Consider the following 26,745-nt stretch of genomic DNA (forward strand, 5'->3'; position numbering starts at 1 on the left):
ATGTATAAACTCGTGCTCATCCGCCACGGCGAATCGACGTGGAACAAGGAAAACCGATTCACCGGCTGGGTCGACGTCGACCTCACCGAACAGGGCGTCCGCGAAGCCCGGCAGGCAGGCCGCCTGCTCACGGAATCCGGCTACGCGTTCGACATCGCCTACACGTCGGTGCTCAAGCGCGCGATCCGCACGCTCTGGCTCGTTCAGGACGAAATGGACCAGATGTACCTGCCGGTCGTGCATTCGTGGCGCCTGAACGAGCGGCACTACGGCGCGCTGTCCGGTTTGAACAAGGCCGAAACCGCTGCGAAGTACGGCGACGAGCAAGTCCTCGTCTGGCGCCGCAGCTACGACACGCCGCCGCCCGCGCTCGATCCGGCCGATCCGCGCACGTCGTACAACGACCCGCGCTACGCGAAGGTCCGGCGCGAGGAGCTGCCGCTCGCCGAGTGCCTGAAAGACACCGTCGCACGCGTGCTGCCGATCTGGAACGAGTCGATTGCACCGGCCATCAAGTCGGGCAAGCAGATCCTGATCGCCGCGCACGGCAATTCGATCCGCGCGCTGGTGAAGTACCTCGACAACATTTCGGACGACGACATCGTCGGCCTGAACATCCCGAACGGCGTGCCGCTCGTCTACGAACTGGACGAGAACCTCAAGCCCATTACGCATTACTACCTCGGCGACGCCGAAGCGATTGCCAAAGCACAGGCGGCAGTCGCGAGTCAGGGCAAGGCGGGCTAAGCGCGGCCCATGCCGCATTGATTGCCCCGCTTGCACCAGCTTTCACCGGCTTTCAGATGTTTTTGCCCGGCTTATGAAGAGCGCTTGCCGGGCTTTTTCGCTTCCGACCCGGCAATCCGCCCGCCTTCGCGGCGGGCGGATTCGAGCCGCTTCCCCGCTGCGCGTTCCGGCTGCCTTACCAGCACAACCGCCAGCCTCGCGACAGTTTCACGCCAGTTCCTGCCCGGCCAGGGTTTGCCATACCGTTTCTTGCGAACCGCATGAACTGTACGCTGTCGAACCCGGAATCGTCGGCGCGTGTTGCACGGGCCGCACTCCCCCGACAGGTGTGCAGTTATACTTGCCCATCGCTATTCCATAAGACGCCGTCACGTGCGTTTAGACCGCACGCAACAATCCCTATGCGAAAGAACCTGAAAAACATCGGCCTGATCGCCGCTGGCCTTGCAACCGGCGTATTCGCGACGCTGCAGATTTCCGCCTCGGCGCAGCAGACCCCCATGGAGCCGCTGCCGCTCGACCAGTTGCGGCTCTTCGCCGAAGTGTTCGGGCAGATCAAGCATGAGTACGTCGTGCCGGTCGACGACAAGAAACTGCTGACTGCAGCGATCAAGGGCATGGTGTCGAGCCTCGATCCGCACTCCTCGTATCTGGACAAGACGGATTATCAGGAGCTGCAGGAACAGACTCGCGGCCGCTTCGCGGGCCTCGGCATCGAGATTTCGTCGGAAGACGGCCTCATCAAGGTGATTTCGCCGATCGAGGACACGCCCGCGTTCCGCGCCGGCATCCGTCCGGGCGACCTCATCACGCGCATCAACGACAAGCCCGTGCGCGGCATGACGCTCGACCAGGCCGTCAAGCAGATGCGCGGCGAGCCGGGCACCAAGGTCACGCTCACGATCTTCCGCAAGACCGACGACCGCACCTTCCCGCTCACCGTCACGCGCGCCATCATCAAGGTGCAGAGCGTGAAGTCGAAGATCGTGCAGCCCGGCTACGCCTATATCCGCATCACGAGCTTCCAGGAGCGCACGGTCCCCGACCTCGCGGCGAAGCTGCAAGACATCGCACGTCAGGAGCCGAACCTCAAGGGCGTCGTCCTCGACCTGCGCAACAACGGCGGCGGCCTGCTGCAAAGCGCAGTCGGCGTCGCGGGCGCGTTCCTGCCGCCGGATTCGGTCGTGGTTTCGACCAACGGCCAGATTCCGGACTCCAAGCAGGTCTATCGCGACACCTACGAGAACTACCGCCTGCCGTCGTTCGACGGCGATCCGCTGAAGAACGAGGCCGCCGAGTTCAGGACCGTGCCGATGATCGTGCTGACGAACGCGTATTCGGCGTCGGCATCGGAAATCGTGGCCGGTGCGCTGCAGGACCAGAAGCGCGCGCTGATCGTCGGCAAGACGACGTTCGGCAAGGGTTCGGTGCAGACGGTTCGCCCGATGACGGCCGACACGGCGCTGCGCCTCACGACCGCGTACTACTACACGCCGAGCGGCCGCTCGATCCAGAACAAGGGCATCCGTCCTGACTATCCGGTCGACCAGTACGCCGAAGGCGATCCGGACGACGCACTCGTCACGCGCGAAGTCGACTACTCGAACCACCTCGCGAACACGCAGGACCCGAACGAGAAGAAGGAGCAGGACCTGCGCGAGCAGGAGCGCATGGATATGCTGCGCCAGCTCGAAGAGCAGAACGACAAGAAGACGCCGGAACAGCGCCAGAAGGACCGCGACCGCAAGCCGGTCGAGTTCGGCACGCAGGACGACTTCATGCTCCAGCAGGCCCTGAACAAGCTGCAGGGCAAGCCGGTCATCGAATCGAAGTCGCTCATGGAGCGCCGCCTCGCGCAGCAGAAGCCCGAGCAGTCGTCGTCGGCGCCGATCGCCGTGAAGCCCGCCACCCTGATCATGGTGCCGCGCGACGCAGCGCCGGCTTCGGCTCCGCAGCCGAAGTAACGGTTCCTGCAGCACACGCCCCTTTGCCGTTAAACGGCGGCAAAGGGGCGAACAAAGGGCCCCCCCGCGCGCGGCTAAAATAACAACATCGAATCCACGGCGCGCAGCACGCAATCCCGGCCTGTCGCGACGCCCCACGCCCCACTCCCCCCGCGCAACGCGATGAACGACGATCAACTCCTCCGCTATTCCCGCCACATTCTCGTCGACGAAATCGGCATCGAGGCGCAGCAGCGCTTTCTCGACGCGCACGCGATCGTGGTCGGCGCGGGCGGACTCGGCTCGCCCGCGGCGATGTATCTCGCGGCCTCGGGCGTGGGCACGATCACGCTCGTCGACAACGACAAAGTCGATCTCACGAACCTGCAGCGGCAGATCATGCACGACACGGCGTCGGTTGGCCGCGCGAAAGTGGAGTCGGGCTGCCACGCCATCGCGCGGCTGAATCCGGAGGTGAAGGTGAACGCGGTAGAGGCTCGCATCGACGACGCGTGGCTCGACGCGAACGTGCCCGGCGCGACGGTCGTGCTCGATTGCACCGACAACTTCGCGACGCGCCATGCGATCAACCGCGCGTGCGTCGCGCACGGCGTGCCGCTCGTCTCGGGCGCGGCGCTGCGCTTCGACGGCCAGATCAGCACCTTCGACTTCCGCGATCCCGCCTCGCCCTGCTATGCGTGCGTGTTCCCCGAGGATCAGCCATTCGAGGAAGTGGCGTGCGCAACGATGGGCGTGTTCGCGCCCACGGTGGGCATCATCGGCGCGATGCAGGCCGCCGAGGCGCTGCGCGTGATCGGCCAGATCGGCGCGCCGCTCGTCGGCCGGCTCATGATGCTCGACTCCCTGCGCATGGAGTGGAACACGATGCGCATTGCGCGGCAGCCGGACTGCCCGGTCTGCGGCACGCGCCACGCGTGAAAAAAAACCCCGGCATGTGCCGAGGCTTGTTCGTTACTGCGTGCTTTTCGTTACCGTGCGCCGTTTCTACACCGCGCCTCACGCACTGACGACACGCTTGAGCGCCGCCTGCAGTTCCTCGGGCTCGTAAGCCGCCAGCACTTCGGCCACGGGTTTTTCCAGGGTCTTTAGTTGCGAGCGCAAGATCTCCTGCTTCACGACGAGCAACTGGCTCGGCAGCATCGAGAACTCGGTGAGCCCCATGCCGAGCAACAGGCGCGTGTACGCCGGATCGCCCGCCATCTCGCCGCACACCGACACCGGCACGCCCGCGCGCTTCGCCTCGCGCAACGTATGCGCGATCAGTTGCAGCACGGCCGGATGGAGCGGATCGTAGAGATCGGCGACGGCGTTGTCGGCGCGGTCGATTGCGAGTGTGTACTGGATCAGGTCGTTCGTGCCGATCGAGAGGAAGTCGAGACGGTGCAGGAACATCGGCAGCGAAAGCGCCGCCGCCGGGATCTCGATCATCGCGCCCACCTTGATGTTCGGATCGTAGGCGAGCCCCGCTTCGTCGAGCTGGCGCTTCGCTTCGCGGATCAGGGCGAGCGCCTGGTCGATCTGCTGCGCGTGCGCGAGCATCGGGATCAGGATCTTCACGTTGCCGAACGCCGAAGCGCGCAGGATCGCACGCAACTGCGTGAGGAACATCCGCGGCTCGGAGAGGCTCCAGCGAATCGCGCGCAGGCCGAGCGCCGGGTTCACCGCTGTCTCATAGCCGTCCGAGGCGTTCATCGCTTCGAGCGGCTTGTCCGCGCCCACGTCGATCGTGCGGATCGTCACGGGCAGCCCGTTCATCAACTCCACTGCGCGGCGATAGGCAAGGAACTGCTCCTCCTCTTCCGGCAGATGGTCCTTGTGGTTCATGAACAGGAACTCGGTGCGGAACAGGCCCACGCCGGTCGCGCCCGAATCGACCGCAGCCTGGGCGTCCTCGGGCAGCTCGATGTTCGCGTAGAGCTCGATCTTCGTGCCGCAGAGCGTCTGCGTCGGCGAGAACTTGAGGCGCTGCAGCTTGCGCCGCTCGAGCGCCATTTCGCTCTGGCGGTACGTGTACTCTTCGAGCACGATGGGCGCGGGATCGACGATCACGATGCCGTGGTCGCCGTCGACGATGATGAGATCGTCCTGGCGGATCAAAACGCTCGCCTGCTGCACGCCGACCGCTGCCGGAATGCCCAGGCTGCGTGCCACGATCGCCGTGTGCGACGTGCGGCCGCCGAGATCCGTCACGAAACCCTGGAAGCTTTGCGTCTTGAACTGGAGCATGTCGGCAGGCGCGATGTCGTGGGCGACCACGATCATTTCGTTGCAGCCGCCGTGCGGCACCGTGGGCGACGCGCCCACGAGCGCCTTCAGCACGCGCTCGACCACCTGCTCGATGTCGGCCTTGCGCTCGCGCAGGTACTCGTCTTCGATGTCGTCGAAATGGCGTGAGAGGCGATCGAGCTGTTCGGTGAGCGCCCATTCGACGTTGAAGCGGCGCGTGCGGATGAGGTCGATGGTCTCCTGCACGAGCATCACGTCGCGCAGCATCATCAGGTGAACGCCGATGAACGCGCCCATCTCGGACGGTGCATCGACGGCAAGATCGGCGCGCAGCGCATCGAGTTCCTGCTCGACCACGGCGATGCCGGCGCGAAAGCGCTCGATCTCGGCTTCGATTTGCTCGGGTTCGATCAGATAGTGGTCGACGTCGAGTGCGGCCGGGGCGATCAGATACGCTCGCCCGATGGCGATACCGCGTGACACGGGAATACCATGCAGCGTGAACGGCACGCGCACCTCCTCTGGTTTTGTGATGCCGCGGCAAACCGCTGCAATGCAGCCCTCTCAGACCCCGAATTGAATTATAAATTCTGCGCGTTCGTCGTGCCGTCTCGTGACCTGTCGTTTACCGGGACACGACGACGCGGCCACCGCCGATCTGGCCGCACGAACACGCACAAACGCGCGCAAACAAAAACGCCGCGGATAATCCGCGGCGTCGAGCCATTCAGTGACAGCAGGTAGCGGTCACTGGCCTTCGCCGAATTTGTCGGCGATGAGCTTCAGCAGCGCGCCCATCGCGTCGGCTTCGTCGGGGCCTTCGGTTTCGATCAGCACGGTGCTGCCGATGCCCGCCGCCAGCATCATCACGCCCATGATGCTCTTCGCGTTGATCCGGCGGCCGTTGCGGCTCATCCAGACCTCGGACTGATAGTTGCCTGCCAGCTGGGTCAGCTTCGCCGACGCGCGCGCGTGCAGGCCGAGTTTGTTCACGATGGTCGTTTCTTGTTGCAGCATAGGTTCAATCCGGGCGCAGTATATGGAGTGAGGCTTGTTCGGTTCGCGGCTTTCCGGGCTTCGCGGGTTCTGGCGTGGGCGCGGCGCTCACGCGTCGGCTGGCTTCAGCTTCGCGCCTGCGAGCGCTGCGCCAGCCTCGGCGCACGGCGTCGACGCGCCCGGCGCCGGAATGCAGGAGAGGTCCGCAGGCGGCGGCATGGCCGGCGAAATCGCCTGGACACCCTTGCTCGCCCCGGCGAGCGCCTTTTCCACCAGCATGTCGAGCGGCGTCGCGCGGTAGCAGACAGCGCGCACGAGCATCGGCAGATTCACGCCCGCGAGCACCCTCACCTGAGGCACCGACGCGAGCCGCGCGGCGATGTTCGAGGGCGTCGCGCCGAACATGTCGGTGAGCACGAGCGCGCCGTTGTCTTCGCGCAGGCGCTCGATTTCCGCGTTGGCCTGCGCAACGACCTCAGCCGGGTCGCTGTCCGGCGACACGTCGAGCGCGCCGATGCGCGCGGGACAACCGCCATAGATGTGAGCGATGCACTCGCGTAGCGCAGTGGCGAGCGGTGCGTGCGCAATGATCAGAATCCCTGCCATGTCAGCCTGACTGCAAAAAACGGCTTCGGTTGTCGCCCCGGCCGATCCCTTCGATCGATCGCTTTAATCCCTTCGATCCCTTCGATCGCTACCGGCTGCGCCGAGCCTGTGGCCAGCCGTGGGTCCACAGGGTCGGAACACGCGCCGCGCGGTCATGCCGGCAGCGTCATGTCGACGCCAGGCAGCCTGCCCGGAACGCGGGCTCGCGGCATTGTAGCAGGGACATTTTCGCGCGAGACGAACCGTTTTGCTCGCGCTGCGCGCACGCCACACAGCGCGTGTCGTCAGTCGCCGGGGCAGCCTGGCTACAGTTGTCCGGAAGCCCTCCGATTGCTTCGGCACTGCGCCGCGCACGCGTTTTATCCGCGCCTCTCCCGGAGATGCCGCCGGCGCGGCCGGATTCAAGCCGCTGCGCGCTCCAGTGCGTCGATAAACATCCCGGCCACATCGAAACCCGTCTGGTCCATGATCTCGCGAAAGCACGTCGGGCTCGTCACGTTGACCTCGGTGAGCCAGTCGCCGATCGCATCGAGACCGACGAGCAGCAGGCCGCGCGCCGCGAGCGTCGGTCCGAGCGTCTTCGCGATCTCCATGTCGTGCGCGGTGAGCGGCTGCGCGCGGCCAAGTCCACCCGCCGCGAGGTTGCCGCGCACCTCGTTGCCCTGCGGAATACGCGCGAGCGCATACGGCACGGGTTCGCCGCCAATCAGCAAAATGCGCTTGTCGCCGTCCTTGATCTCGGGAATGAACTTCTGCGCCATCACGCTGCGTGCGCCGTCCTCGCTCAACATCTCGATGATCGAGCCGAGGTTCATGCCATCCGCCTTCACGCGGAACACACCCATGCCGCCCATGCCGTCGAGCGGCTTCAGAATCACGTCCCCGTGCGCTTCGTGGAACGCGCGCAGACGCGCGGCGTTGCGCGTGACGAGCGTCGGCGCGACGAACTGCCCGAACTCGCCGATGGCGAGCTTCTCCGAATGGTCGCGGATCGCCTGCGGACGGTTGAAGATCTTCGCCCCTGCCCGCTCGGCCATTTCGAGCAGCCACGTGGACGTCACGTATTCCATGTCGAACGGCGGATCCTTGCGCATGAGGATCGCGTCGAAGCTCGTGAGCGCGCGCGACGCGCTCTGCGCGACGTACCAGCGCTCGCGATGCAGGTCCGTATGGTCGCCGACGATCTCGAAGCGCCGCACATCGGCCTCGACCTTGCCGTTCACCCAGGCGAGGTGCCGCGGCTCGCAGGCGTAGAGCGTGTGGCCGCGCCGCGCGGCCTCGGCCATCATCGCGTAGGTCGAGTCCTTGTAGATGCGAAATCGCTCGAGCGGATCGGCGATGAAAAGAATGTCCATATCGTCTCTACGTCTCTGTGGCGCCCGTCACGGGCGCGGTTTGTCCGTTGTCCGGAAAGCTGCGGGGAAAAAACGTCGTACAGGTGCGCAGGTGCGCAAGCGTGCGGGCGTCAAACCTGGATCGCTTCGGGATCGGTCTTTTCCAGTTCGACCGACGCCGCGATAAGCCCGAGCCGCGCGACCACGCCGTACATATAGAAGCGGTTGGGCGGCGCCACGCCCGGCTTCGCCCGCGTATCGGGCAGCGCCGTGTGCTCGAAGCCGAGCGGCACGAAGTGCATGCCCGGTGCATTCAGGTTCTGGTCGCGCTCGCGGCTGCCGTGCGCGCGATAGAAACCGCCCACCACGTAACGGTCGATCATGTAGACGACCGGCTCGGCCACTTCGTCGCCGATGCGCTCGAACGTGTAGACGCCTTCCTGAACGATCACGTCGCGCACTTCGAGCCCGGCCTTGGTCGCCGCCATGCGCGTACGTTCGTTCTTCGTGAGCGCCGCAATTTCGGAAGCATCGTGCACGGTCATCACGCCGCGGCCATCGGTGCCCGCATCTGACTTGATGACGACGTAAGGCTTCTCGGTGATGCCGTACTCGCGATACTTCTTCGCAATCTTCTTGAGCACCGAGTCGATGGCCGTGGCGAGCGCCTCCTCGCCGGTGCGCGCCTCGAAGTCCACGCCCTCGACGTGCGCGAAATACGGGTTGATCATCCACGGGTCCACGCCCACCAGCTTCGCGAACTTCTTGGCCACGTCGTCGTAGCACGCAAAGTGGGTAGACTTGCGCCGCACGGCCCAGCCCGCATGCAGCGGCGGCAGCACGTATTGCTCGTGCAGGTTTTCGAGGATCGGCGGAATGCCGCCCGAAAGATCGTTGTTCAGCAGAATCGAGCACGGGTCGAAGTTCTTCAGGCCCACGCGGCGCGCCGTGCGTTCGAGCGGTTCGACGACGATCTTCTGGCCATCGGCGAGCGAGATCGTCACGGGCCCGGAGATGGACTCGTCGAGCGTGCCGAAGCGCACGTTCAAGCCGGCCTGGCGCATGATCGTCGCGAGCCGCGCGACGTTCTCGAGATAGAACGCGTTGCGCGTGTGCTGCTCGGGAATCATGAGCAGGTTCTTGGCGTCGGGGCAGATTTTCTCGACTGCGGCCATCGCGGCTTGCACGGCGAGCGGCAGCACTTCCTGCGGCAGGCAGTTGAAGGCGCCGGGAAAGAGATTGGTGTCGACCGGCGCGAGCTTGAACCCTGCGTTGCGCAAGTCCACCGAGCAGTAGAACGGCGGCGTGTGCTCCTGCCATTCGAGGCGGAACCAGCGCTCAATGGCGGGCGTCGCGCCGAGGATGCGCTGCTCCAGTTCGAGGAGCGGGCCGTTCAACGCCGTAACCAGATGCGGGACCATAAACTCGTACTCGCGGACTTTGTAAGCAATGTGTTTGCAGGGAAACCGGCAGTCTATCTGGGGACGATTCCGCTCGATGCAAGGCTTCCTTCCCCTTACAGACCCAAGGGTTAATCGGCACGCCAGCCCGGCGCGCCCGCCGATGATTCCATTCTGGACCGCTCGAGCCCGCGTGCGCAATGGGCGCGCCCGCCGCGCCCATTTATTGTGCGCAAACCTGCGCAAACAAAGAAAAAAGCCCGCCATGGAAGGCGGGCCAAACTCACTGCGCTGCATTACCTGACAGAACTGGAACAGCCGACCCCGTAGGGGGCACACGCGGCGGCTGCCGCGCCGATCGTTATTCGACGCGCTCCCCGTGAAGAATCACGTCGAGGCCCTCGCGCTCTTCCTCTTCCGTGACGCGCAGGCCCATCACCATGTCGATGACCTTCAGAAGAACGAAGCTCACGATGCCGCTGTAGATCAGCGTCGTCAGAACGCCCTTGGCTTGCAGGACGATGCTGCCGTCGGCGCCGCCGATGTCCTTGACCGCGAACACGCCGGTCAGGAGCGCGCCGACAATGCCGCCGACGCCGTGCACGCCGAACGCGTCGAGCGAATCGTCATAGCCGAGCTTGCCCTTGAGCCACGTCGCCGACCAGAAGCAGATCAGGCCTGCCGCGAAGCCGATCGCGAGCGCACCGGTCACGCCGACAAAACCCGAGGCCGGCGTCACCGCGACGAGCCCCGCGACCGCACCCGAAGCGATGCCGAGCACCGACGGCTTGCCCTTGGCGATCCATTCAGCAAACATCCAGGCGACCGCGGCGCAGGCGGTGGCGACTTGCGTGGTGAGCATCGCGAAGCCCGCACGGCCATCAGCCGCGACAGCCGAACCCGCGTTGAAGCCGAACCAGCCGACCCAGAGCATCGCCGCGCCGATCAGCGTGAGCGTGAGGTTGTGCGGCGCCATCGCTTCGCGGCCATAGCCGACCCGCTTGCCGAGCACGAGGCAGCACACGAGTCCTGCGACACCCGCGTTGATGTGCACCACCGTGCCGCCCGCGAAGTCGAGGATGCCGGCGGCTGCGAGCCAGCCGGTCGGTTCCCAGACCATGTGCGCGATCGGCGCGTAGACGATGATCGACCAGAGCGACATGAACACGAGCATCGCCGAGAACTTCATCCGGTCGGCGAATGCGCCGGTGATGAGCGCGGGCGTGATGATCGCAAACGTCATCTGATAGACGATGTAGACCGTCTCGGGGATGGTCGGCGCGAGGTGGCTCACGGTGAGCATCGTCGCCTTGTCGCCCTTGATGTAGTTCACGCCCGCCAGGAAGACGTGCGAGAAGCCGCCGATGAACGGGCCGCCCGGCGTGAACGCCAGCGTGTAGCCGATCACCGTCCAGATCACCGTGACGACGCAGGTGATCGCAAAGCTCTGCATGAGCGTCGCGAGCACGTTCTTCTTGCGGACCATGCCGCCATAGAAGAGCGCGAGGCCGGGAATCGTCATGAACAGGACGAGCGCGGTGGAGGTGAGCATCCACGCGGTATCGCCCGAGTTGATCTTCGATGAATCGACCGAGTACGGCGCGGTCGGCGCGGCGGGAGCCGATGCATCGGCGGGCGCGCCGGCAGTTGCCGCACTTGCAGTGGCCGCGGCCGCCGGAGCGCTGGCCGGGGTGCTCGCTGCGGCGGAAGCGTCCGGAGCGGACGCGGCGGCCGCCGGAGCCGACGCGGCGGCAGTCGCGGACGCGTCGTCCGCGAGCGCGGCGCCGACGCCGCCAGCCAGCAGCGCGCCGGCCATCATCAATGACATCAAAAGTTTGCGCATCTCGGTTTCCTCTCGTCTCTTTCGTCTGTCACAGGGCGTCAACGCCGGTCTCGCCGGTGCGGATGCGGATCACTTGCTCGATGGGCGTCACGAAAATCTTGCCGTCGCCGATCTTGCCCGTACGGGCCGCGCGCTCGAGCGCCTCGATGGCCTGCTCGACGATGTCCTCCGCGACGGCGGCCTCGATCTTCACCTTCGGCAGGAAGTCGACGACGTATTCGGCGCCGCGATACAGCTCCGTATGGCCTTTCTGGCGGCCGAATCCCTTCACTTCGGTCACGGTGATGCCCGAGACGCCAATGGCCGACAACGCCTCCCGCGCCTCATCGAGCTTGAACGGCTTGATGATTGCTGTAATGAGTTTCATGTAGTCCTCGCTGTGGTCGTTTAATCGTTTGGTCGTTTCTGCAACGGGCGTCGGCCGGGCACATCTCGTTTCGTCTCGTTTCGTCTTGTTTCGTCTCGTTCGTTTTGCCTCGCCGACGCACCGCGAGCCAACTGCTATTCGGTACGCGGGGCAGTATTAGCAACACCCGTGCCAATTCGTTTCAATCCGTGCCCATCCGCATGACCGGTACATTGACCGGCCTGCGTGCACAAATCGCGCAACGCGTGGACAATGCCGGTCCGCGGGGCGCACAAGCGTGGCGCACGGCCCCTGGCCGGACGGCCAGCGTGCCGCGCCGGATGTGGCATCGCGGGGGGATCGTTGCTACAGTGTCCTCACGCTGCGCTGGCGTGAATGCCGCATAAAAGGCCACTGCGAGCCACAGCGCAGGGCCGCCATGCATGCCGGGGCAACGCGCAAGCCGTGTCGCGCCACGGCGCGCGTGAAGTGGATACGCACAGGGCGGCGCACGCATCTGGGCGCACCAAGATCGGTCAAAGCCGCATACGAGGCACAGGCGAAACGAAACGTGCACATTTTTTGTGCAGCAAAGGGGAATCGAATGAAACAACCAACCGATGTACTGAATGATCTGCAAAATCGCGTGAGCGACCTGCTGAAGAACTCGCCGGCGCGCGACGTCGAGCGCAATGTGCGCGCAATGCTTTCGCAAGGTTTTTCGAAGCTGGATCTCGTGACGCGCGAAGAATTCGACGCGCAAACGCAGGTGCTCGTGCGTACGCGCCAGCGTCTCGAAGAGCTCGAGCGCCGCGTCGCCGAACTGGAGCAGAAGCTGCCCGTCACTGGCCAGTCGTCCTGATCGATTGCCGATGCACTCACGGCAAGCGAGCCGTAGCGTAATCGCAATGGAACCGTAAATAGGCAACGGAGCCTGCTCGCGCCAGTCACTCGCCAGTCACACGCCGACCGTTCGCGGTGATTTGTGGCGGCGATTGTTAGCGGTGGTTAGCGGTGGTCATTAGCAGGCCTGTGCCTCGCCAGCCAGGCGCCACGCGCGGCACACCGCGCGGCGCAGTCTTTCGGGGATCCCGATGTCGCTTGCCGTGGTCAAGAGCCGCGCGCCGGCTGCTGGCCGCGCGCAGGAAGTCACTGTCGAAGTCCATCTCGCCAACGGGTTACCGGCGTTCTCCATCGTCGGCCTGCCCGATCTCGAAGTCCGCGAAAGCCGCGAGCGCGTGCGCGCCGCATTGCAGAACTGCGGCTTCGATTTCCCCGTGCGCCGCATCACCGTCAATCTCGCTCCGGCGGATTTGCCCAAGGAGTCCGGCCGCTTCGATCTGCCCATCGCGCTCGGCATTCTCGCGGCAAGCGGGCAGATTCCCGCCGCTTCGCTCGCCAATCGCGAATTCGCGGGCGAACTCTCGCTGACCGGTGCCGTACGGCCCATGCGCGGCGCCTTTGCCATGGCGTGCGGCACGGCTCGCGCGTCTTCCACAGCATCCAGTTCGACCGGCGCGGTCAGCCTGGCGCCGCCGCAGCTCTATCTACCGGCAGAGAACACGGCGGAAGCCGCGCTCGTGCCCGGCGTGGATGTGTTCGGCGCCACCGACCTGCGCGCGCTTTGCGCGCACCTCGCCGGTGCTGAGGATGTGCGGCTCACGCCCACGCGCGCAAGCGCGCTCGACACAGCCGCATGCACGCCTTCGCCCGACATGGCGGACGTGATCGGTCAGCGCGGCGCACGGCGCGCACTCGAAGTGGCCGCCGCGGGCGGGCATCACATGCTGATGGTGGGGCCGCCCGGCGCGGGCAAGTCGATGCTCGCGGCGCGCTTGCCCGGGCTCCTTCCGCCGATGACCGACGCCGAAGCGCTGGCCTCGGCCGCGTTGCTCTCCGCAAGCGCGATCGGCTTCTCGCCGCAGCAATGGCGGCGGCGGCCGTTTCGCGCACCGCATCATTCGTCGAGCGCGGCCGCGCTGATCGGCGGACGCAATCCGCCGCAGCCCGGCGAGATCACGCTTGCCCATCTGGGCGTGCTGTTCCTCGACGAACTGCCGGAATTCGACCGTCACGTTCTGGAAACGCTGCGCGAGCCGCTCGAAGCGGGTTCGATCACGATCTCGCGCGCCGCGTGGCAGACCGACTTCCCCGCCGCATGCCAGCTCGTCGCGGCGATGAATCCCTGCCCGTGCGGCTGGCGCGGCGATCCATCCGGGCGTTGCCGCTGCACGCCCGAAGGCGCCGCGCGCTACCTGCGCAAGCTGTCGGGGCCGCTGCTCGACCGCATCGACATCCAGATCGACATTCCCGCACTGCCGCCCGCCGAACTCGCGGCCCGCGCCAACACGCCCGGCGAACCGAGTGCTGCCATTGCCGTGCGTGTGGCCGCGGCGCGCGCGCGGCAATGGCAGCGCCAGGGCAAGATCAACCGGGAATTGAGCGGTCGCGACACCGATGAAGTCTGCCGCCCGGACGCCGCGGGCGAATCGCTGCTGCGCGAGGCGGGCGAACGGTTTGGCTGGTCGGCGCGCGCGTACTACCGGGTCCTGAAGGTCGCACGCACCATCGCCGATCTCGCGGGCGCGTCGATGCCCACCTCGGCCCATATCGCAGAAGCCATCCAGTACCGTCGCGCCCTGGCGGACCACTAGCGCCGGTTCCCGCATCGAGCGCCGGTCACCCGGCAAACGTCATCACCGCTGCAAGAAAATGCAGCAAAGACTTGACTTATGCACACAGCGCTGCATTAGAAAGCGATTTGTGAGAAAACCGTATTTATCTGGCGATATTTTATTAAGCCATTGATTTTATTTAATTTATCAAGTTGCCGATTACCCGGGCAAACTAACGAAAAGCCCACAGGACGGACCTTTGCGGGTCGTTATCCGCTGTTTTCCACAAAGTTACCCACAGGACCTGTGGGTAACCCGTAAACTTCCAATCAAATCCGGGTATTAGCCCTACAAGCTACGAAGGAACTTTCATTCGGATCGGCAATCGCTCGCGCTCAGGAGAGCCTGAACGAGCCGAAGAACTGGTCGATCTGTTCGACGGGCGGCAGTGCGCGGCCCACGATGGCGACCTCGTACACATGCGTCCCCCTCGCGACGAGCCGTGCGTGAATCGTGCGGGACGCTGCGCTCGCTCCGGCCTTGCCGGTAAGCCGCATCTCGATGCCCTCGACCGACCCGCCCGCCGCCAGCGGCACCGCCACATCGTGCGCGCCGGGCGCATCGGGCGACAGGCCCACGTTGCGCGCGAGCCCCGCGCGCAGGAACGCGATCACCCGCTGCTGCGTTTCGGGCCGCGCGTCGGGCAACTCCACCGTGCCGACCACGAAAAGCACATCGTCCGCTTCGGCTGTCTGCATGCGCATGCGCATCGGCGTGCCGTCGATGCCGACGTCGCGCTGGTCCGCCCCCGGCTTCGCGGGCAAATCGACGCTGTATCCGCTCGCGTTGTTCGTTACCGTGCGCCAGTCGTAGGTCGGCGTGCACGCGGCCAGTACGCCCGCAGCCGTGAGGACGCACAGTGCCCGCGGCCCGAGGCGGAACAGCAGCGAAGCGCAAGTGCGGCGAAAAGCAGTCAGAGACATGAGGCGCAAGGAAAGCAGAAGTTAAAGGGGCACAAATAAAGGACGCAATACAGGACCTCAACAGCGCCCGCAGCAAGCGCGCGGCCATAGTGGACTGCAACCCGGGCTCAACCGGACCGCAACCGGACTGCAACCGGACTTGCCGCCGTACGACAACCGCCGTGCTGCGTGATTCGGCGTTAGAATACTTCGGCCAGATTTCCGGTGTCCGAGATTCCGCTCATGAGTTCCGCCTCCCCAACTCCCCCGACCGCCCGCCGCTCAGGCGCCCTTCGCGGCATTGTCATCGCGCTGATCGTCGGCGCGCTTGCCGTCGCCGGTTACTTCGCTTTCTTCGGCAGCAAGGAGCGCGCGCCCGACGCCACGTTCACCCTGCTGTCCGGCCAGAAGATTTCCACCGCCGACCTGAAGGGCAAGGTCTATCTCGTCAACTTCTGGGCGACGAGCTGCACCACCTGCATGAAAGAGATGCCGGAGATGGTGCAGACCTACAACCGCTTCAAGGGCGAAGGGCTCGAATTCGTCGCCGTGGCGATGAGCTACGACACGCCGACGTACGTCGCGAACTACGCGCAGACGCGTCAATTGCCGTTCAAGGTCGCGATGGACGACGGCTCGGCGGCCAAACAGTTCGGCAACGTGCAACTCACGCCGACCACCTTCGTCATCGACCGCAACGGCAAGATTCTCAAGCGCTATGTCGGCGAGCCGCAGTTCGCCGAACTCGACGCGTTGCTGCAAAAAGCGCTATCCACCTGACCGCCTGACGGCGGCGCACTGAGCGCAGCAGCGGCTCACCCCATGACAACGGCAGCGGTCCCCGCTGCCGTTTTCGTTTGCGCAGCCGTTTTCATCTTCAGCCGCGCGTTTCCGGGTCGCCGCGCACGACGAGCCCATAGCGGCGGATCTTCTCGTAGAGCGTGGCCTTCGCCATCTGCAACTGCACGGCGGCCTGCGCGACCGCGCCGCCCGACTGCTCCAGCGCGTCGGCGATCAGCGCGCGTTCATACCGCTCGACACGCTCCTTGAGCGGCTGCGCCGCATCGCCACCGCCGCCCGCAGGCGTGGCGGCATCATCGGGAATCCCGAGCACGTAGCGGTCCGCCGCGTTGCGCAGTTCGCGCACGTTGCCGGGCCAGTCGCGTTGCGCAAGGCGCAGGCGGTCGCGCTCGGTGAGAAGCGGCGCGGGACGCTGGTAGCGCACCGCCGCGTCGAGCAGAAAGTGCTCGAAGAGCGGCACGATGTCCTCGCGGCGCTCGGCGAGCGGCGGCAGCGCGATCGTCACAACGTTGAGCCGGTACAGCAGATCGCGCCGGAACGTGCCCGCCGCGACATGCTCGGTCATGTCGCCCTTCGCCGCCGCGATCACGCGCAGATCGACGCGCACCGGCTGGTTCGAGCCGAGCCGCTCGAGGACGCCGTCCTGCAGCACGCGCAGCAGCTTCACCTGTAGCGCGAGCGGCATGCTCTCGACCTCGTCGAGAAAGAGCGTGCCGCCCGAGGCATGTTCAAGCTTGCCGATCCGCCGCCTGGCCGCGCCCGTGAACGCGCCCGCCTCGTAGCCGAACATCTCCGATTCGAACATCGGCTCCGGCAGCGCGGCGCAGTTCACGGCGACGAACGGCTTGTCGCGGCGCGGCGAGCGTTCGTGCAGGCTGCGCGCGATCAGCTCCTTGCCCGCGCCGGTATCGCCGTTGATGAGCACGGCCGCATCGGTCGGCGCGACGTTCGCGATCAGGCGGCGCACCTGCTCCATCGCCGGACTCTTGCCGATGATGCGCGGCGCGAGCGTATCCTGCCCCGCCAATTCGCGGCGCAGCGCGAGGTTTTCGAGCACCAGCGTGCGGCGTTCGAGCGCGCGGCGCACGGTTTCGACGAGCCGCTCGGTCGCGAACGGCTTTTCGATGAAATCGTAGGCGCCGTCGCGCATCGCCTGAACGGCCATCGTGATGTCGCCGTGCCCCGTGACGAGGATCACCGGCACATCCGGCGCGCGCTCGTGGCATTGCGCGAGCAAGTCGAGCCCGCTCGCGCCGGGCAGGCGGATATCGCTGACCACGACGCCCGCGAACTGCGCGTCGACGAGCGGCAGCGCCGCCTCGGCCGTGGCGAATCCGGACGCGTCGAAGCCCGCGAGCTGCAGGCTTTGCACGCCCGCGCGCCGCACCAGTTCGTCGTCCTCGACGTAGAGCACCTGGCCGCCGGTTGGAGTCACTTTGGAGTCACCCTGTTCATTCGATTTCCTGATCTGATTCAGACGTCGGTGGCGGCAATCCGCGCCGCGCTCACTGGCGCGCGGCGCAGCGTCAGCACGAAGCACGCGCCGCCGTCGGGTTCGTTGTGCGCGACGAGCGAGCCGCCGCAGTCGCGCGCGATCGACGACGAGATCGCGAGCCCGAGGCCGAGCCCCTGCCCCATCTCCTTCGTCGTGAAGAACGGCTCGAAGAGGCGCGGCATCACGTCTTCGGGAATGCCGGGCCCGTTGTCGCGCACGCGAATCGCAATCGTCGCGGCCTGCGCTTCGATATCGATGGCGATGCGCGGCGACGCCGCATCCGCCGCCGCGTCGAGCGCATTGCCGATGAGATTGATGAGCACCTGTTCGAGCCGTAGGTCGTCGCACTGCGCGACGAGGCCCGGATACGCGCCGTGCGGATCGAACGGAACGGCGAGCGGCTCGCCGACCGTGTTCGCCACGCCCGCCGTGCCCGCTGTGTAGTCGGTCAGCGTGAGGCTCACGTTCACGCCCACAAGTCGCTTGGCGAGCAGCGCAAGTGCCTGACGCAGCGCGCTCGCCACCGGCGAGCGCAGGCTGCGCGGACGCGCACGGCCCACGAAGAGCTTGAGCTGGTTGACGATCTTGCCCATGCGCTCGGTGAGCGAGCCGATCGCCTCCAGATTCTCGTGCGCCGCCGCGTACTGGCCGCGTTCGAGGAACACGCGCGTGTTGTCGGAGAAGCTGCGCAGCGCCGCGAGCGGCTGGTTCAGTTCGTGCGTGATGCCCGCCGCCATCTGGCCGAGCGCGGCGAGCTTGCTCGCCTGGATCAGTTCGTCCTGGGCCGCGCGCAGCTCGGCTTCGGCGCGCGCGCGCTCCTGCACTTCGCGCTGCAACTGCTCGTTGGCCTGCGAAAGATCGGCGGTGCGCTCGGCCACCCGCTCGTTGAGCATCGCGTAGGCCTTCTGCAGCATCGCGCGGCTTTGCATGACCTCTTTCACGCGCTGGCGCCGCTGCCGCCAATAAAAGCCGAGCAGGCAGAGCGACACCCAGGCGAAGCCCGTCACGATGGTCGCGCTGCGCGTAGCGATGACCACCGGGCGCACCGGCGACATCGTCACGAGATTCCAGTCCGGCACGCCGAGCGCGCGGCGCGTTTCGATGTAGCGCGGCGCACCGATGCCGCCGCCGATGCCGCCCCCGATGTTGCCCACTACGCCTCCGCCGATCCGCACGATATCGGCGTCGTCCTGCAGCACGCGTTCGACGTGCGCGGGCAGCGGCGCGATGATCTGGCGCGCGTACTGCTGCGTCTGGTCGATGGACGCCACGACGTCGGCGGGCAGCGGCCGCACCGTGTGGTACTTCCACGCGGGCACGGACGACAGGAAGATCACGCCGTGATCGTCGGTGACGAGAAGCGGCTCGCCTGAGTCGGTGCCCGGAAACCATTCGAGATTGAGCTTGACGACGGCCACGCCGACGATCTTGCCGCCGCGCCGCACCGGCTGCGAAACGTAGTAGCCCGGATCGTGCGAGATCGTGCCGATGCCGAAGAAGCGGCCGACGCCGCCTTTCACCGCATCGATGAAATACGGCCGGAAACGGTAGCTCACGCCGACGAAGCTGTCCTTGTCGCGCCAGTTGCTGGCTGCGATGCACATGCCGTCGGCCCGGATGATGTAGGTGGTGGTCGCGCGCGCGTGGCGGTTGACGTCTTCGAGATAGCGGTTCGCCGCGTCGATCCACTCGGGCTTCGGATCGACGAGCACGTCCTGCACGAGCGGATGCTCGCCGACGATAAAGGGCAGCGACTCATAGCGCTCCAGCGTGCTCCTGAGCGCGGCCGTCGTGCGGTCGCCGCGCACGGCGGCGGCGCGGCGCAGCGTATCGATGCCGCTTTTCCAGGCGAGCGTCCACGTGAGCGCGCAGACCGCGACAAGCCCGGCGGCGAGCGCAAAGAGAATGAACAGGCGGCGCGTCACGCGATCGGCTTCCAGACGGTCAGACGGGGATTAACGGGATTGTGGCACAGGCGCACCGGGCGGAGCGCCCCGGCGAGGCGCGAGCGGATCGGGACGACCGCCGCGCCGGAAAAAAACAGACAGCGCGCCGCAGGGGATCGGCGCGCTGTCACGCCGTGAGGGCGGGGAAATGGAACAAGCTTGAGACGAGGGAAACGGCGGGAAAACAGCGAGCGAGCGAACGGCGCGCGAGACGTCGAGCCGCGCGCCAGCCGTCTCGCGCGGGCGAGGCGGGAATCCGGCAGCAACGCCCCGGCGAACCCGCGCCATCGTCCCGCGAGCGCGCAGACATCGCGCCGCACGCCATCCATCTCATGCAGGCGAGGCGGGAATCCGGCAGCAACGCCCCGGCGAACCCGCGCCATCGCCCCGCGAGCGCGCGGCTTTAAGCCTCCGCGCTTTCCTTCACATCGACTTCGCCTGCGAGCACGGCACGCAGCTTCTTGCGGTCGAGTTCCTTCTCCCATGCCGATACGACAACCGTCGCCACGCCGTTGCCGACGATGTTGGTCAGTGCACGGCACTCGCTCATGAAGCGGTCGATGCCGAGGATCAGCACCATGCCCGAGAGCGGAATCGTCGGCACCACGGCGAGCGTCGCCGCGAGCGTGATGAAGCCCGCGCCGGTCACGCCGCTCGCGCCCTTCGAGGTGAGCATCGTCACCGCGAGCAGCGTGAGCTGCTGCGTGAGCGTGAGGTCGGTGTTGGTGGCCTGGGCGATGAACAGCACGGCCATCGTCATGTAGATGTTGGTGCCGTCGAGGTTGAACGAATAGCCGGTCGGCACGACGAGGCCCACCACCGAGCGCGAGCAGCCCAGGCGTTCGAGCTTCTGCATGAGCTGCGGCAGCGCCGATTCCGAGGAGCTCGTGCCGAGCACGATCAGCATCTCTTCCTTGATGTACGCGACGAAGCGCACGATCGAGAAGCCGACGAAGCGCGCAATCGTGCCGAGCACCACGAGCACGAACACGATGGACGTGAGGTAGAACGTGCCGATCAGCTTCATCATCGGGATCAGCGAGCCCACGCCGTACTTGCCGATGGTGAACGCCATCGCGCCGAACGCGCCGATGGGGGCGAGCTTCGTGATGATCTTCACGACGCCGAAGAGCACGTTCGAGATGCCTTCGATGAACTCGGTCACGACGCGGCCGCGCTCGCCGATCTGCGTGAGCACCGCGCCGAACAGCATCGCGATCAGCAGGATCTGCAGGATCTCGCCTTGCGCGAACGCCGAGGAGATCGTGTCGGGAATGATGTGCATCAGGAAATCGACCGAGCTCGTGCCGTGCGCCTTTTCGGCGAACGAGGCGACCGACTTGGCGTCGAGCGTCTTCACGTCGACGTTGAAGCCCGCGCCCGGCTTCAGCACGTGCGTGGCGATCAGACCGAGCAGGAGCGCGAAGGTCGAGACGATCTCGAAGTAGAGCAGCGCCTTGCCGCCCACGCGGCCGACCTTCTTCATGTCTTCCATGCCGGCGATGCCGGTCACGACGGTACAGAAGATGATCGGGCCGATCACCATCTTGATGAGCTTGATGAAGGCTTCGCCGAGCGGCTTCATGTCGACGGCGAGCGCCGGCGAGTAGTGGCCGAGGATGATGCCCACGACGATCGCGACGATCACCTGGACGTAGAGCACTTTGTGGAGAGGTTTCTTCACGATTTTTCCTGCATGCAAAAGTAAGCCAATGGCCGAACGCGAGCGGGCGGCGCGAATGGGAGATCCGGGCGGCGTTCGTGCGATGCGTGCCGCAACAGAACGGGGGGAATCAGCGGAATTCGGCGGGGGTATCGGACATCGACTGTCTCCTTGCTGTAGTTGTGTGGCTCGGATGGCCATGCACGAAGCATTGCAAGGTTGGTGCCAGACGGCCTATGTCGTTAAGCCATTGATTTATTTTAATTTTTACGCCTGGCGAGCGGTAAGGAATCCGGATTTCCAGAATCCGGCGCGGGCGGCGTATGGATTTCCGCACGCTTTCCGTAAGCCGCAGCCGCGCATAGGCGCAAAAAAGCCCGCGTTTAGCGGGCTATTCGGACGATGAGCGGAGGATGAGCGGAGGATGAGCCGCGCTGCCTGCACACGGCTGACCCGATGCTTTCGGCACGGTTTTCACCGTGCCAATCGATCAGACGACGCCTGCGCCCTTCGCCTGCAGATCGGCGTGATAGCTCGAACGCACCATCGCGCCAACGGCGGCGTGCGTGAAGCCCATCTTGTACGCCTCTTCCTCGAACATCTTGAACGTGTCGGGATGCACGTACGCGCGCACCGGCAGGTGGTGCTCCGAAGGCTGCAGATACTGGCCGATCGTCAGCATTTCGACATCGTGCGCGCGCAGGTCGCGCATCACCTGAAGCAGTTCTTCGGTGGTTTCGCCCAGCCCCACCATCAGGCCCGACTTCGTCGCGACGTTGGGATGCTGCGCCTTGAAGTCCTTCAGGAGCTTGAGCGAGTGGGCGTAATCCGCACCCGGGCGCGCTTCCTTGTAGAGGCGCGGCACCGTTTCGAGGTTGTGGTTCATCACGTCGGGCGGCGCGGTGTTCAGGACTTCGAGCGCACGCTCCAGACGGCCGCGGAAGTCCGGCGTGAGGATTTCGATGCGCGTGAGCGGCGAATGCTCGCGCACCTGGCGGATACATTCGACGAAATGGCCGGCGCCGCCGTCACGCAGGTCGTCGCGGTCGACGCTCGTGATCACGACGTACTTGAGCTTGAGCGCGGCAATCGCGCGCGCGAGCTTGCCCGGTTCTTCCTGGTCGAGCGGATCGGGACGGCCGTGGCCGACGTCGCAGAACGGACAGCGGCGCGTGCACTTGTCGCCCATGATCATGAACGTCGCCGTGCCGTGGCCGAAGCATTCGCCGATGTTCGGGCAGCTCGCCTCTTCGCACACCGTGTTCAGGTTGTGCTCGCGCAGAATGTTCTTGATCTCGTAGAAGCGCGAATTGCCGGTGGCCGCCTTCACGCGGATCCACTCGGGCTTCTTGAGCTTCTCGATGGGGATGACCTTGATCGGAATGCGCGCGGTCTTGGCCTGCGCCTTCTGTTTCACGGTGGCGTCGTACGGAGCGGCGTCGGTCGCAGGTTTGTCGGCGGGGTTCGCGCCGGAGGTGGGCGTTGCGTCAGTCATTCTGTCGATCCATTCAGGCAGCGGGTGCGTCGCCGGCCTGCAATTGCGGCGGTTGTCCGCCTGAGGCCGCCTGCGCGGCCGGGTCCACAGCGGCCGCTTCGGCTGCCGGGTCTGCGGCAGCCGCTTCGGCCACCGAAAGAGTGGGAGCGAGATGCGTGAGCGCATGCCCGCCGAAATTCGCTTCGAGCCGCGCGGCGAGCGTTGCGGCCACGTCGCGCCAGCTCGCGGCGACGCCAAGCGTTGCCATATCGACGGTTTCGAGGCCCGCATAACCACACGGATTGATCGCAAGGAACGGGCTCAGGTCCATCGACACGTTCAGGCTCACGCCGTGATAGCTGCAGCCGTTGCGGATCTTGAGGCCAAGCGCGGCGACCTTCGCGCCACCGTGCGCGGCGCTCGCGCCCGGCGCTCCTTCCGGCACGTATATTCCGGGCGCGCCAGCCTTGCGAACACCGGCGAGATTATACGCCGCCAGGGTTTGGATGACGGACTCCTCGATGAGGGTGACCAGCTCGCGCACCATCAGCTTGCGGCGGCGAAGATCGAGCAGCAGATAGGCGACCACCTGGCCCGGGCCGTGATACGTGATCTGGCCGCCACGGTCGATCTGCACGAGCGGAATGCCGCTATCGGCAACGAGGAGATGCTCGGGCTTGCCCGCCTGGCCCAGCGTGAAAACCGGAGGATGCTCGACGAGCCAGATTTCGTCGGGAGTCTCTTCGGTGCGGGCGTCGGTGAACTCGCGCATGGCGTCGAAGCTCGTCTGATACGGCTCGACGCCGCGCCAGCGCAGCACGATAGGCGCGATGGCCACGACAGAGGCGACGGGTGCGGAATTCGCTGCGGAGACCGGCTCCGGCATAGCGGAGCCGGATTGGCTGGGTAGAGATGAAACCGGGGTGGCGCACATGGTTTCGGGAGTTTACCGAAATCGGCGCGCCCGCGCCCGACGTCAAAAAGGGACCGGTGAGGTGACCTTGCAGGGACGCTGAAGGAACGCAGAAGAGCGCAGGCAAACGCAGACAAATGCAGACAAACGATAAGGCGGCGAACCCGGGCGGCGCGCGGCGTTGCCCACCGCGCACCGCGCGCCCGCAAAACCTCAGATCGTGCGCCAGCCGTCGCCCGCGTGCAGGCCGAAGCGGGCCGCGGCGCGCGTCACCGCGTCGACCACCTGCTCGCGCACATTCGCGGGCGACGCGAACGCCACCCACGCGGGCTGGCCGCCTTCCGCGCCGATCCACAGGCGCTCGCCGCGCCGCAGCCGCACCGTGTGGCCCGGTTCGAGCCAGTAGTCGGCCGTATCGTCGCTGCGCGTGAGCCAGACCGCGCCGCAGCGCACCGTGATCCGCGTGCTGTGCGCCACGCGCACCGACGCGACCTGCCCAGTGGGCACTTCAAACGTGATATCCGAAGAAATCTCTCTCATTTTTGCCTCCGACGGTGCAACATCAATGGCTACAATCGTAGGCACATCAAGGGTTTGGGCAAAACGATCAATTTTCACGGCTATGTGAGAAAAACTACGATGGATCTCCGCCAGCTCCCGGCGCTGAACGCCCTCAAGGCGTTCGAGGCCGCCGCCCGTCACGAAAGCTTTTCGCGCGCCGCCGACGAACTCTTCGTCACGCACGGCGCGGTAAGCCATCAGATCCGCGCGCTCGAAACCGAACTCGGCGTCGCCCTCTTCACGCGCGACGGCAAGCGCGTGCGCCTCACCGAAACCGGCCGCCGCTACGCCGCCCAGGTGCACGACGCACTCGCGCAGCTCGCCCGCGCCACCCAGGAGATCCGCGCGGGCGACCGCGAGCGGCGCCTCGTGGTGTCGATGCTTTCGTCGTTCGCCGCGCGCTGGGTAACGCCGCGCATCGGCCGCTTTATCGAGGCGCATCCGCAGTGGGACGTCGAACTGCAATCGACGAATCAGCTCACCGATTTCGCGCGCGACGACGTCGACGTGGCGATCCGCTTCGGCTACGGCCACTATCCGGGCCTGCACGCGGAGCTTCTGCTCGACGAGATCTACTTTCCGGCCTGCTCGCCGCATTTTCGCGGCGGCAAGCTGCCCGCCGATCCGCACGAGCTGGCCGACCTGCCGCTCTTGCGCTCGGACGACGAACTCTGGCGGCCGTGGTTCGACGCGGCAGGCCTCGCCGACGTGCCGGAGCCCAAACGCGGCGTGCTCTACCAGGATTCGTCCAACCTGCTCCAGGCCGCGATGGACGGCCAGGGCGTCGCGCTCGTGCGGCGCTCGCTCGCGATGCACGAGATCACGCTCGGGCGGCTCGTGCGGCTTTTCAAGGACATCGACGGCCCGAGCCCGTGGCGCTACTACTTCATCTGTACGCCGCAGCGCATGCAGACCGAACGCGTGCAGGCGTTCCGCGAGTGGGTCTTCGACGAAGTCGCGCGCTTCCGGCGGCTCTATGAGGATGCTTGTGAAGCCGGTCCGCTGATGACGGCCGCCGCGGCTGCGTGGCGCGAGCGCTCCGGTGAAATGCCGTGAACGCGGCCTGAAGCACGGACGATAAGCGGTAAACGCAACGAGGGCCGCATAGAGCGGCCCTCGTTTCCACAGCACTGTTCAACAGCACCGTCCAACAGCACAACGCACAGTTACAGCACGATCTTCACCATCGGATGCCCCGTGAGCGCGCGATAGATATCGTCCAGATGCGTCTGGCTCGTCGCGCGCACCGTCACCGTGAGGCCGGTGTAATTGCCGCCGCTCGACGGACGCGTTTCGATCGCGTCTGCGTCGAAGCCGCTGTCGAACGTGCGGATCACCGTCACGATGGTCTGCGCGAATTCCGGGTGCGTCTTGCCCATCACCTTGATCGGGAAGTCGCACGGAAACTCGATCAGCGATTCTTTCGGGTTGGCGTTCTGCGCCTCGTTCATTTTTCCACTCCTTGCCGCGATGCAGCCGCGATATCGCCACCGCTTACTTCTTGCTGACCATGAGCATCAGCGAATCCCACACGCGGCCCACGACGCCGGCCTGCGGCACCGTATGGAGCGCGACCACCGGAACCTGCGCGAGCACCTTGCCGTCGGAGCCGACGAACTTCGCCGTGCCGACCTGCTGGCCGTCCGCGATCGGCGCGATCAGCGGGCTCGTGAGTTCGAGCTTCGGCTTCGCGTTGCTGACGGCGCCCTTCGGCAGCGTCACGTACTCGTCTTTCTTCACGCCGACCGAAACCGAATCCGCCATGCCCTTGAACACGCGCGGCGTCGCGATTGCCTGGTTTGCCTTATAGATACGCGTGCTGTCGTAGGCGGAGTAGCCGTAGTTCAGCATCTTCATGCTGTCGTCAACGCGGTTGTGCTCCTTCGCCTCGCCCATCATCACCGAGACGAGACGGCGCGCGCCGCCGTCGGCGAGCGGCCGCTTCGCCGACGCAATCAGGCAGTAGCCCGCAGCCTGGGTGTGGCCGGTCTTCAGACCGTCGACGGTCGGATCGATCCACAGCAGGCGGTTGCGGTTCGGCTGCTTGATGTTGTTGTACTTGAATTCCTTGACCGAGAAGATGCCGTAGTACTCGGGATAGTCGCGGATCAGGTGCGTCGAGAGCGTCGCGAGGTCGCCTGCCGTCGTGTAGTGCTGCGGATCGGGCATGCCGTTCACGTCGGCGAAGTGCGTGTGCGCCATGCCGAGCCTCTTCGCCTCGGCGTTCATCATGTTCACGAAGTTCGGCTCCGAGCCGCCGACCAGTTCGGCGAGCGCGATGGCCGCGTCGTTGCCCGACTGCACGATCATGCCGTACACGAGGTCGTGCACGGAGACCGGCTTGTTCGGTTCGATGAACATGCGCGATTCGTCGGTTCTCACGCGGCGCACGCCTTCGCTCGGCATGACGATCTGCTCCATCGAGATCTTCTTCGACTGCAGCGCCTCGAACACGAGGTAGGCGGTCATCAGCTTGGTCAGCGACGCCGGTTCGGCGCGCTCGTCGGGGTTGCCCGAAGCGAGAACCTGATTCGCCGTGGCGTCGACGAGCACCCATGAGCGCGCGTTCACCGCGGGCGGCGGCACCTGCGCGAAGGCGCTGGCCGACGCAAGCAGCGACGCCGGCAACAGCGCGCCGAGCGTGACGTTACGAACGAGCGAAGGGGAAACGAAAGCGAAGGAAGACGATTGGCCGGAGGAGAGAAAACGCATAGGTTCGTGTCGGGCTGGATGAACGTTGCGCGCCATGCGGCGCACAGGCTGGGAGTGCCGGTGAGCGGATGCGCGAACCCGCGAAGCCGGCGCAAAAGGCGAGCGTTGGACCGGCTGCGCAGCAAGAAGGTTCGCGCGCGG

Annotated in this window: 23 protein-coding genes; 7 read left to right on the top strand and 16 right to left on the bottom strand. The window is 65.8% G+C overall.

The window, feature by feature from the left end; translation table 11 throughout:
• The 3 genes from gpmA (at nucleotide 1) to moeB (ending at nucleotide 3,629) form a co-directional block, all read left to right on the top strand.
• Nucleotides 1–747 carry a 2,3-diphosphoglycerate-dependent phosphoglycerate mutase gene (gpmA, locus tag EPN59_RS08630; protein WP_293042635.1) on the top strand — a complete coding sequence of 249 codons (747 nt, stop codon included), beginning with the start codon at nucleotides 1–3 and terminating at the stop codon, nucleotides 745–747.
• A gap of 401 nt (nucleotides 748–1,148) precedes the next feature.
• Nucleotides 1,149–2,711 (top strand): S41 family peptidase, encoded by a 1,563-nt coding sequence (locus tag EPN59_RS08635; protein ID WP_293042632.1) that lies wholly within the window; start codon nucleotides 1,149–1,151, stop codon nucleotides 2,709–2,711.
• 162 nt (nucleotides 2,712–2,873) lie between these two features.
• Nucleotides 2,874–3,629 carry a molybdopterin-synthase adenylyltransferase MoeB gene (gene moeB, locus EPN59_RS08640; RefSeq protein WP_293042629.1) on the top strand — a complete coding sequence of 252 codons (756 nt, stop codon included), beginning with the start codon at nucleotides 2,874–2,876 and terminating at the stop codon, nucleotides 3,627–3,629.
• 78 nt (nucleotides 3,630–3,707) lie between these two features.
• Here the strand turns inward: moeB and ptsP are convergent, their stop codons facing one another.
• The 7 genes from ptsP to EPN59_RS08675 all read right to left on the bottom strand — a co-directional run bounded on the left by ptsP (nucleotide 3,708) and on the right by EPN59_RS08675 (nucleotide 11,483).
• Nucleotides 3,708–5,447, bottom strand: coding sequence for a phosphoenolpyruvate--protein phosphotransferase (gene ptsP, locus EPN59_RS08645; protein WP_293042627.1), 1,740 nt, complete (start codon nucleotides 5,445–5,447; stop codon nucleotides 3,708–3,710).
• A gap of 237 nt (nucleotides 5,448–5,684) precedes the next feature.
• The gene (locus EPN59_RS08650; RefSeq protein WP_293042625.1) at nucleotides 5,685–5,954 is read right to left on the bottom strand and encodes an HPr family phosphocarrier protein; all 270 of its coding nucleotides are present in this window, start codon (nucleotides 5,952–5,954) and stop codon (nucleotides 5,685–5,687) included.
• A gap of 87 nt (nucleotides 5,955–6,041) precedes the next feature.
• Nucleotides 6,042–6,539 (bottom strand): PTS sugar transporter subunit IIB, encoded by a 498-nt coding sequence (locus EPN59_RS08655; RefSeq protein ID WP_293042623.1) that lies wholly within the window; start codon nucleotides 6,537–6,539, stop codon nucleotides 6,042–6,044.
• A gap of 401 nt (nucleotides 6,540–6,940) precedes the next feature.
• Nucleotides 6,941–7,894 carry a glutathione synthase gene (gshB, locus tag EPN59_RS08660; protein WP_293042621.1) on the bottom strand — a complete coding sequence of 318 codons (954 nt, stop codon included), beginning with the start codon at nucleotides 7,892–7,894 and terminating at the stop codon, nucleotides 6,941–6,943.
• Between the two features lie 110 nt (nucleotides 7,895–8,004).
• A complete protein-coding gene (gshA, locus tag EPN59_RS08665) occupies nucleotides 8,005–9,294 on the bottom strand; it encodes a glutamate--cysteine ligase (RefSeq protein WP_293042619.1) in 1,290 nt (429 codons plus the stop codon).
• 340 nt (nucleotides 9,295–9,634) lie between these two features.
• Nucleotides 9,635–11,116, bottom strand: coding sequence for an ammonium transporter (locus tag EPN59_RS08670; RefSeq protein ID WP_293042617.1), 1,482 nt, complete (start codon nucleotides 11,114–11,116; stop codon nucleotides 9,635–9,637).
• 28 nt (nucleotides 11,117–11,144) lie between these two features.
• Nucleotides 11,145–11,483: a P-II family nitrogen regulator gene (locus tag EPN59_RS08675; RefSeq protein WP_293042614.1), complete on the bottom strand. Its 339-nt coding sequence runs from the start codon at nucleotides 11,481–11,483 to the stop codon at nucleotides 11,145–11,147.
• 583 nt (nucleotides 11,484–12,066) lie between these two features.
• On the opposite strand from EPN59_RS08675, the gene EPN59_RS08680 reads away from it, so the two are divergent.
• Nucleotides 12,067–12,324 carry an accessory factor UbiK family protein gene (locus EPN59_RS08680; protein ID WP_293042611.1) on the top strand — a complete coding sequence of 86 codons (258 nt, stop codon included), beginning with the start codon at nucleotides 12,067–12,069 and terminating at the stop codon, nucleotides 12,322–12,324.
• A gap of 232 nt (nucleotides 12,325–12,556) precedes the next feature.
• A complete protein-coding gene (locus tag EPN59_RS08685; protein ID WP_293042608.1) occupies nucleotides 12,557–14,116 on the top strand; it encodes a YifB family Mg chelatase-like AAA ATPase in 1,560 nt (519 codons plus the stop codon).
• A 356-nt stretch (nucleotides 14,117–14,472) separates the two neighbouring features.
• On the opposite strand, the gene EPN59_RS08690 is transcribed toward EPN59_RS08685, so the two are convergent.
• A complete protein-coding gene (locus EPN59_RS08690; protein ID WP_293042605.1) occupies nucleotides 14,473–15,060 on the bottom strand; it encodes a hypothetical protein in 588 nt (195 codons plus the stop codon).
• Between the two features lie 222 nt (nucleotides 15,061–15,282).
• On the opposite strand from EPN59_RS08690, the gene EPN59_RS08695 reads away from it, so the two are divergent.
• Nucleotides 15,283–15,819, top strand: a complete 537-nt coding sequence (locus EPN59_RS08695) for a TlpA disulfide reductase family protein (RefSeq protein ID WP_293042602.1) — start codon at nucleotides 15,283–15,285, stop codon at nucleotides 15,817–15,819.
• Nucleotides 15,820–15,916: 97 nt separating this feature from the next.
• Here the strand turns inward: EPN59_RS08695 and EPN59_RS08700 are convergent, their stop codons facing one another.
• The 6 genes from EPN59_RS08700 to EPN59_RS08725 all read right to left on the bottom strand — a co-directional run bounded on the left by EPN59_RS08700 (nucleotide 15,917) and on the right by EPN59_RS08725 (nucleotide 23,871).
• Nucleotides 15,917–17,275, bottom strand: a complete 1,359-nt coding sequence (locus tag EPN59_RS08700) for a sigma-54 dependent transcriptional regulator (RefSeq protein ID WP_293042599.1) — start codon at nucleotides 17,273–17,275, stop codon at nucleotides 15,917–15,919.
• A 38-nt stretch (nucleotides 17,276–17,313) separates the two neighbouring features.
• Nucleotides 17,314–19,260 carry an ATP-binding protein gene (locus tag EPN59_RS08705; protein ID WP_293042596.1) on the bottom strand — a complete coding sequence of 649 codons (1,947 nt, stop codon included), beginning with the start codon at nucleotides 19,258–19,260 and terminating at the stop codon, nucleotides 17,314–17,316.
• A gap of 424 nt (nucleotides 19,261–19,684) precedes the next feature.
• Nucleotides 19,685–20,965: a dicarboxylate/amino acid:cation symporter gene (locus EPN59_RS08710; RefSeq protein WP_293041287.1), complete on the bottom strand. Its 1,281-nt coding sequence runs from the start codon at nucleotides 20,963–20,965 to the stop codon at nucleotides 19,685–19,687.
• A 469-nt stretch (nucleotides 20,966–21,434) separates the two neighbouring features.
• Nucleotides 21,435–22,439 (bottom strand): lipoyl synthase, encoded by a 1,005-nt coding sequence (lipA, locus tag EPN59_RS08715; RefSeq protein ID WP_293041285.1) that lies wholly within the window; start codon nucleotides 22,437–22,439, stop codon nucleotides 21,435–21,437.
• Between the two features lie 13 nt (nucleotides 22,440–22,452).
• Nucleotides 22,453–23,304, bottom strand: a complete 852-nt coding sequence (gene lipB, locus EPN59_RS08720; protein ID WP_293041283.1) for a lipoyl(octanoyl) transferase LipB — start codon at nucleotides 23,302–23,304, stop codon at nucleotides 22,453–22,455.
• A 240-nt stretch (nucleotides 23,305–23,544) separates the two neighbouring features.
• The gene (locus tag EPN59_RS08725) at nucleotides 23,545–23,871 is read right to left on the bottom strand and encodes a DUF2917 domain-containing protein (protein ID WP_293041282.1); all 327 of its coding nucleotides are present in this window, start codon (nucleotides 23,869–23,871) and stop codon (nucleotides 23,545–23,547) included.
• A 99-nt stretch (nucleotides 23,872–23,970) separates the two neighbouring features.
• On the opposite strand from EPN59_RS08725, the gene EPN59_RS08730 reads away from it, so the two are divergent.
• Nucleotides 23,971–24,948, top strand: a complete 978-nt coding sequence (locus tag EPN59_RS08730; RefSeq protein WP_293041281.1) for a transcriptional regulator GcvA — start codon at nucleotides 23,971–23,973, stop codon at nucleotides 24,946–24,948.
• A 110-nt stretch (nucleotides 24,949–25,058) separates the two neighbouring features.
• Here the strand turns inward: EPN59_RS08730 and EPN59_RS08735 are convergent, their stop codons facing one another.
• Complete coding sequence (locus EPN59_RS08735) at nucleotides 25,059–25,343, bottom strand: DUF493 family protein (RefSeq protein WP_293041280.1); 285 nt, start codon at nucleotides 25,341–25,343, stop codon at nucleotides 25,059–25,061.
• A 43-nt stretch (nucleotides 25,344–25,386) separates the two neighbouring features.
• The gene (locus EPN59_RS08740) at nucleotides 25,387–26,604 is read right to left on the bottom strand and encodes a D-alanyl-D-alanine carboxypeptidase family protein (RefSeq protein ID WP_293041279.1); all 1,218 of its coding nucleotides are present in this window, start codon (nucleotides 26,602–26,604) and stop codon (nucleotides 25,387–25,389) included.
• Nucleotides 26,605–26,745: the final 141 nt, after the last annotated feature.

It is taken from the genome of Paraburkholderia sp., assembly GCF_004298475.1.
In the GTDB taxonomy this organism is placed as follows: Bacteria; Pseudomonadota; Gammaproteobacteria; order Burkholderiales; family Burkholderiaceae; genus Paraburkholderia; species Paraburkholderia denitrificans.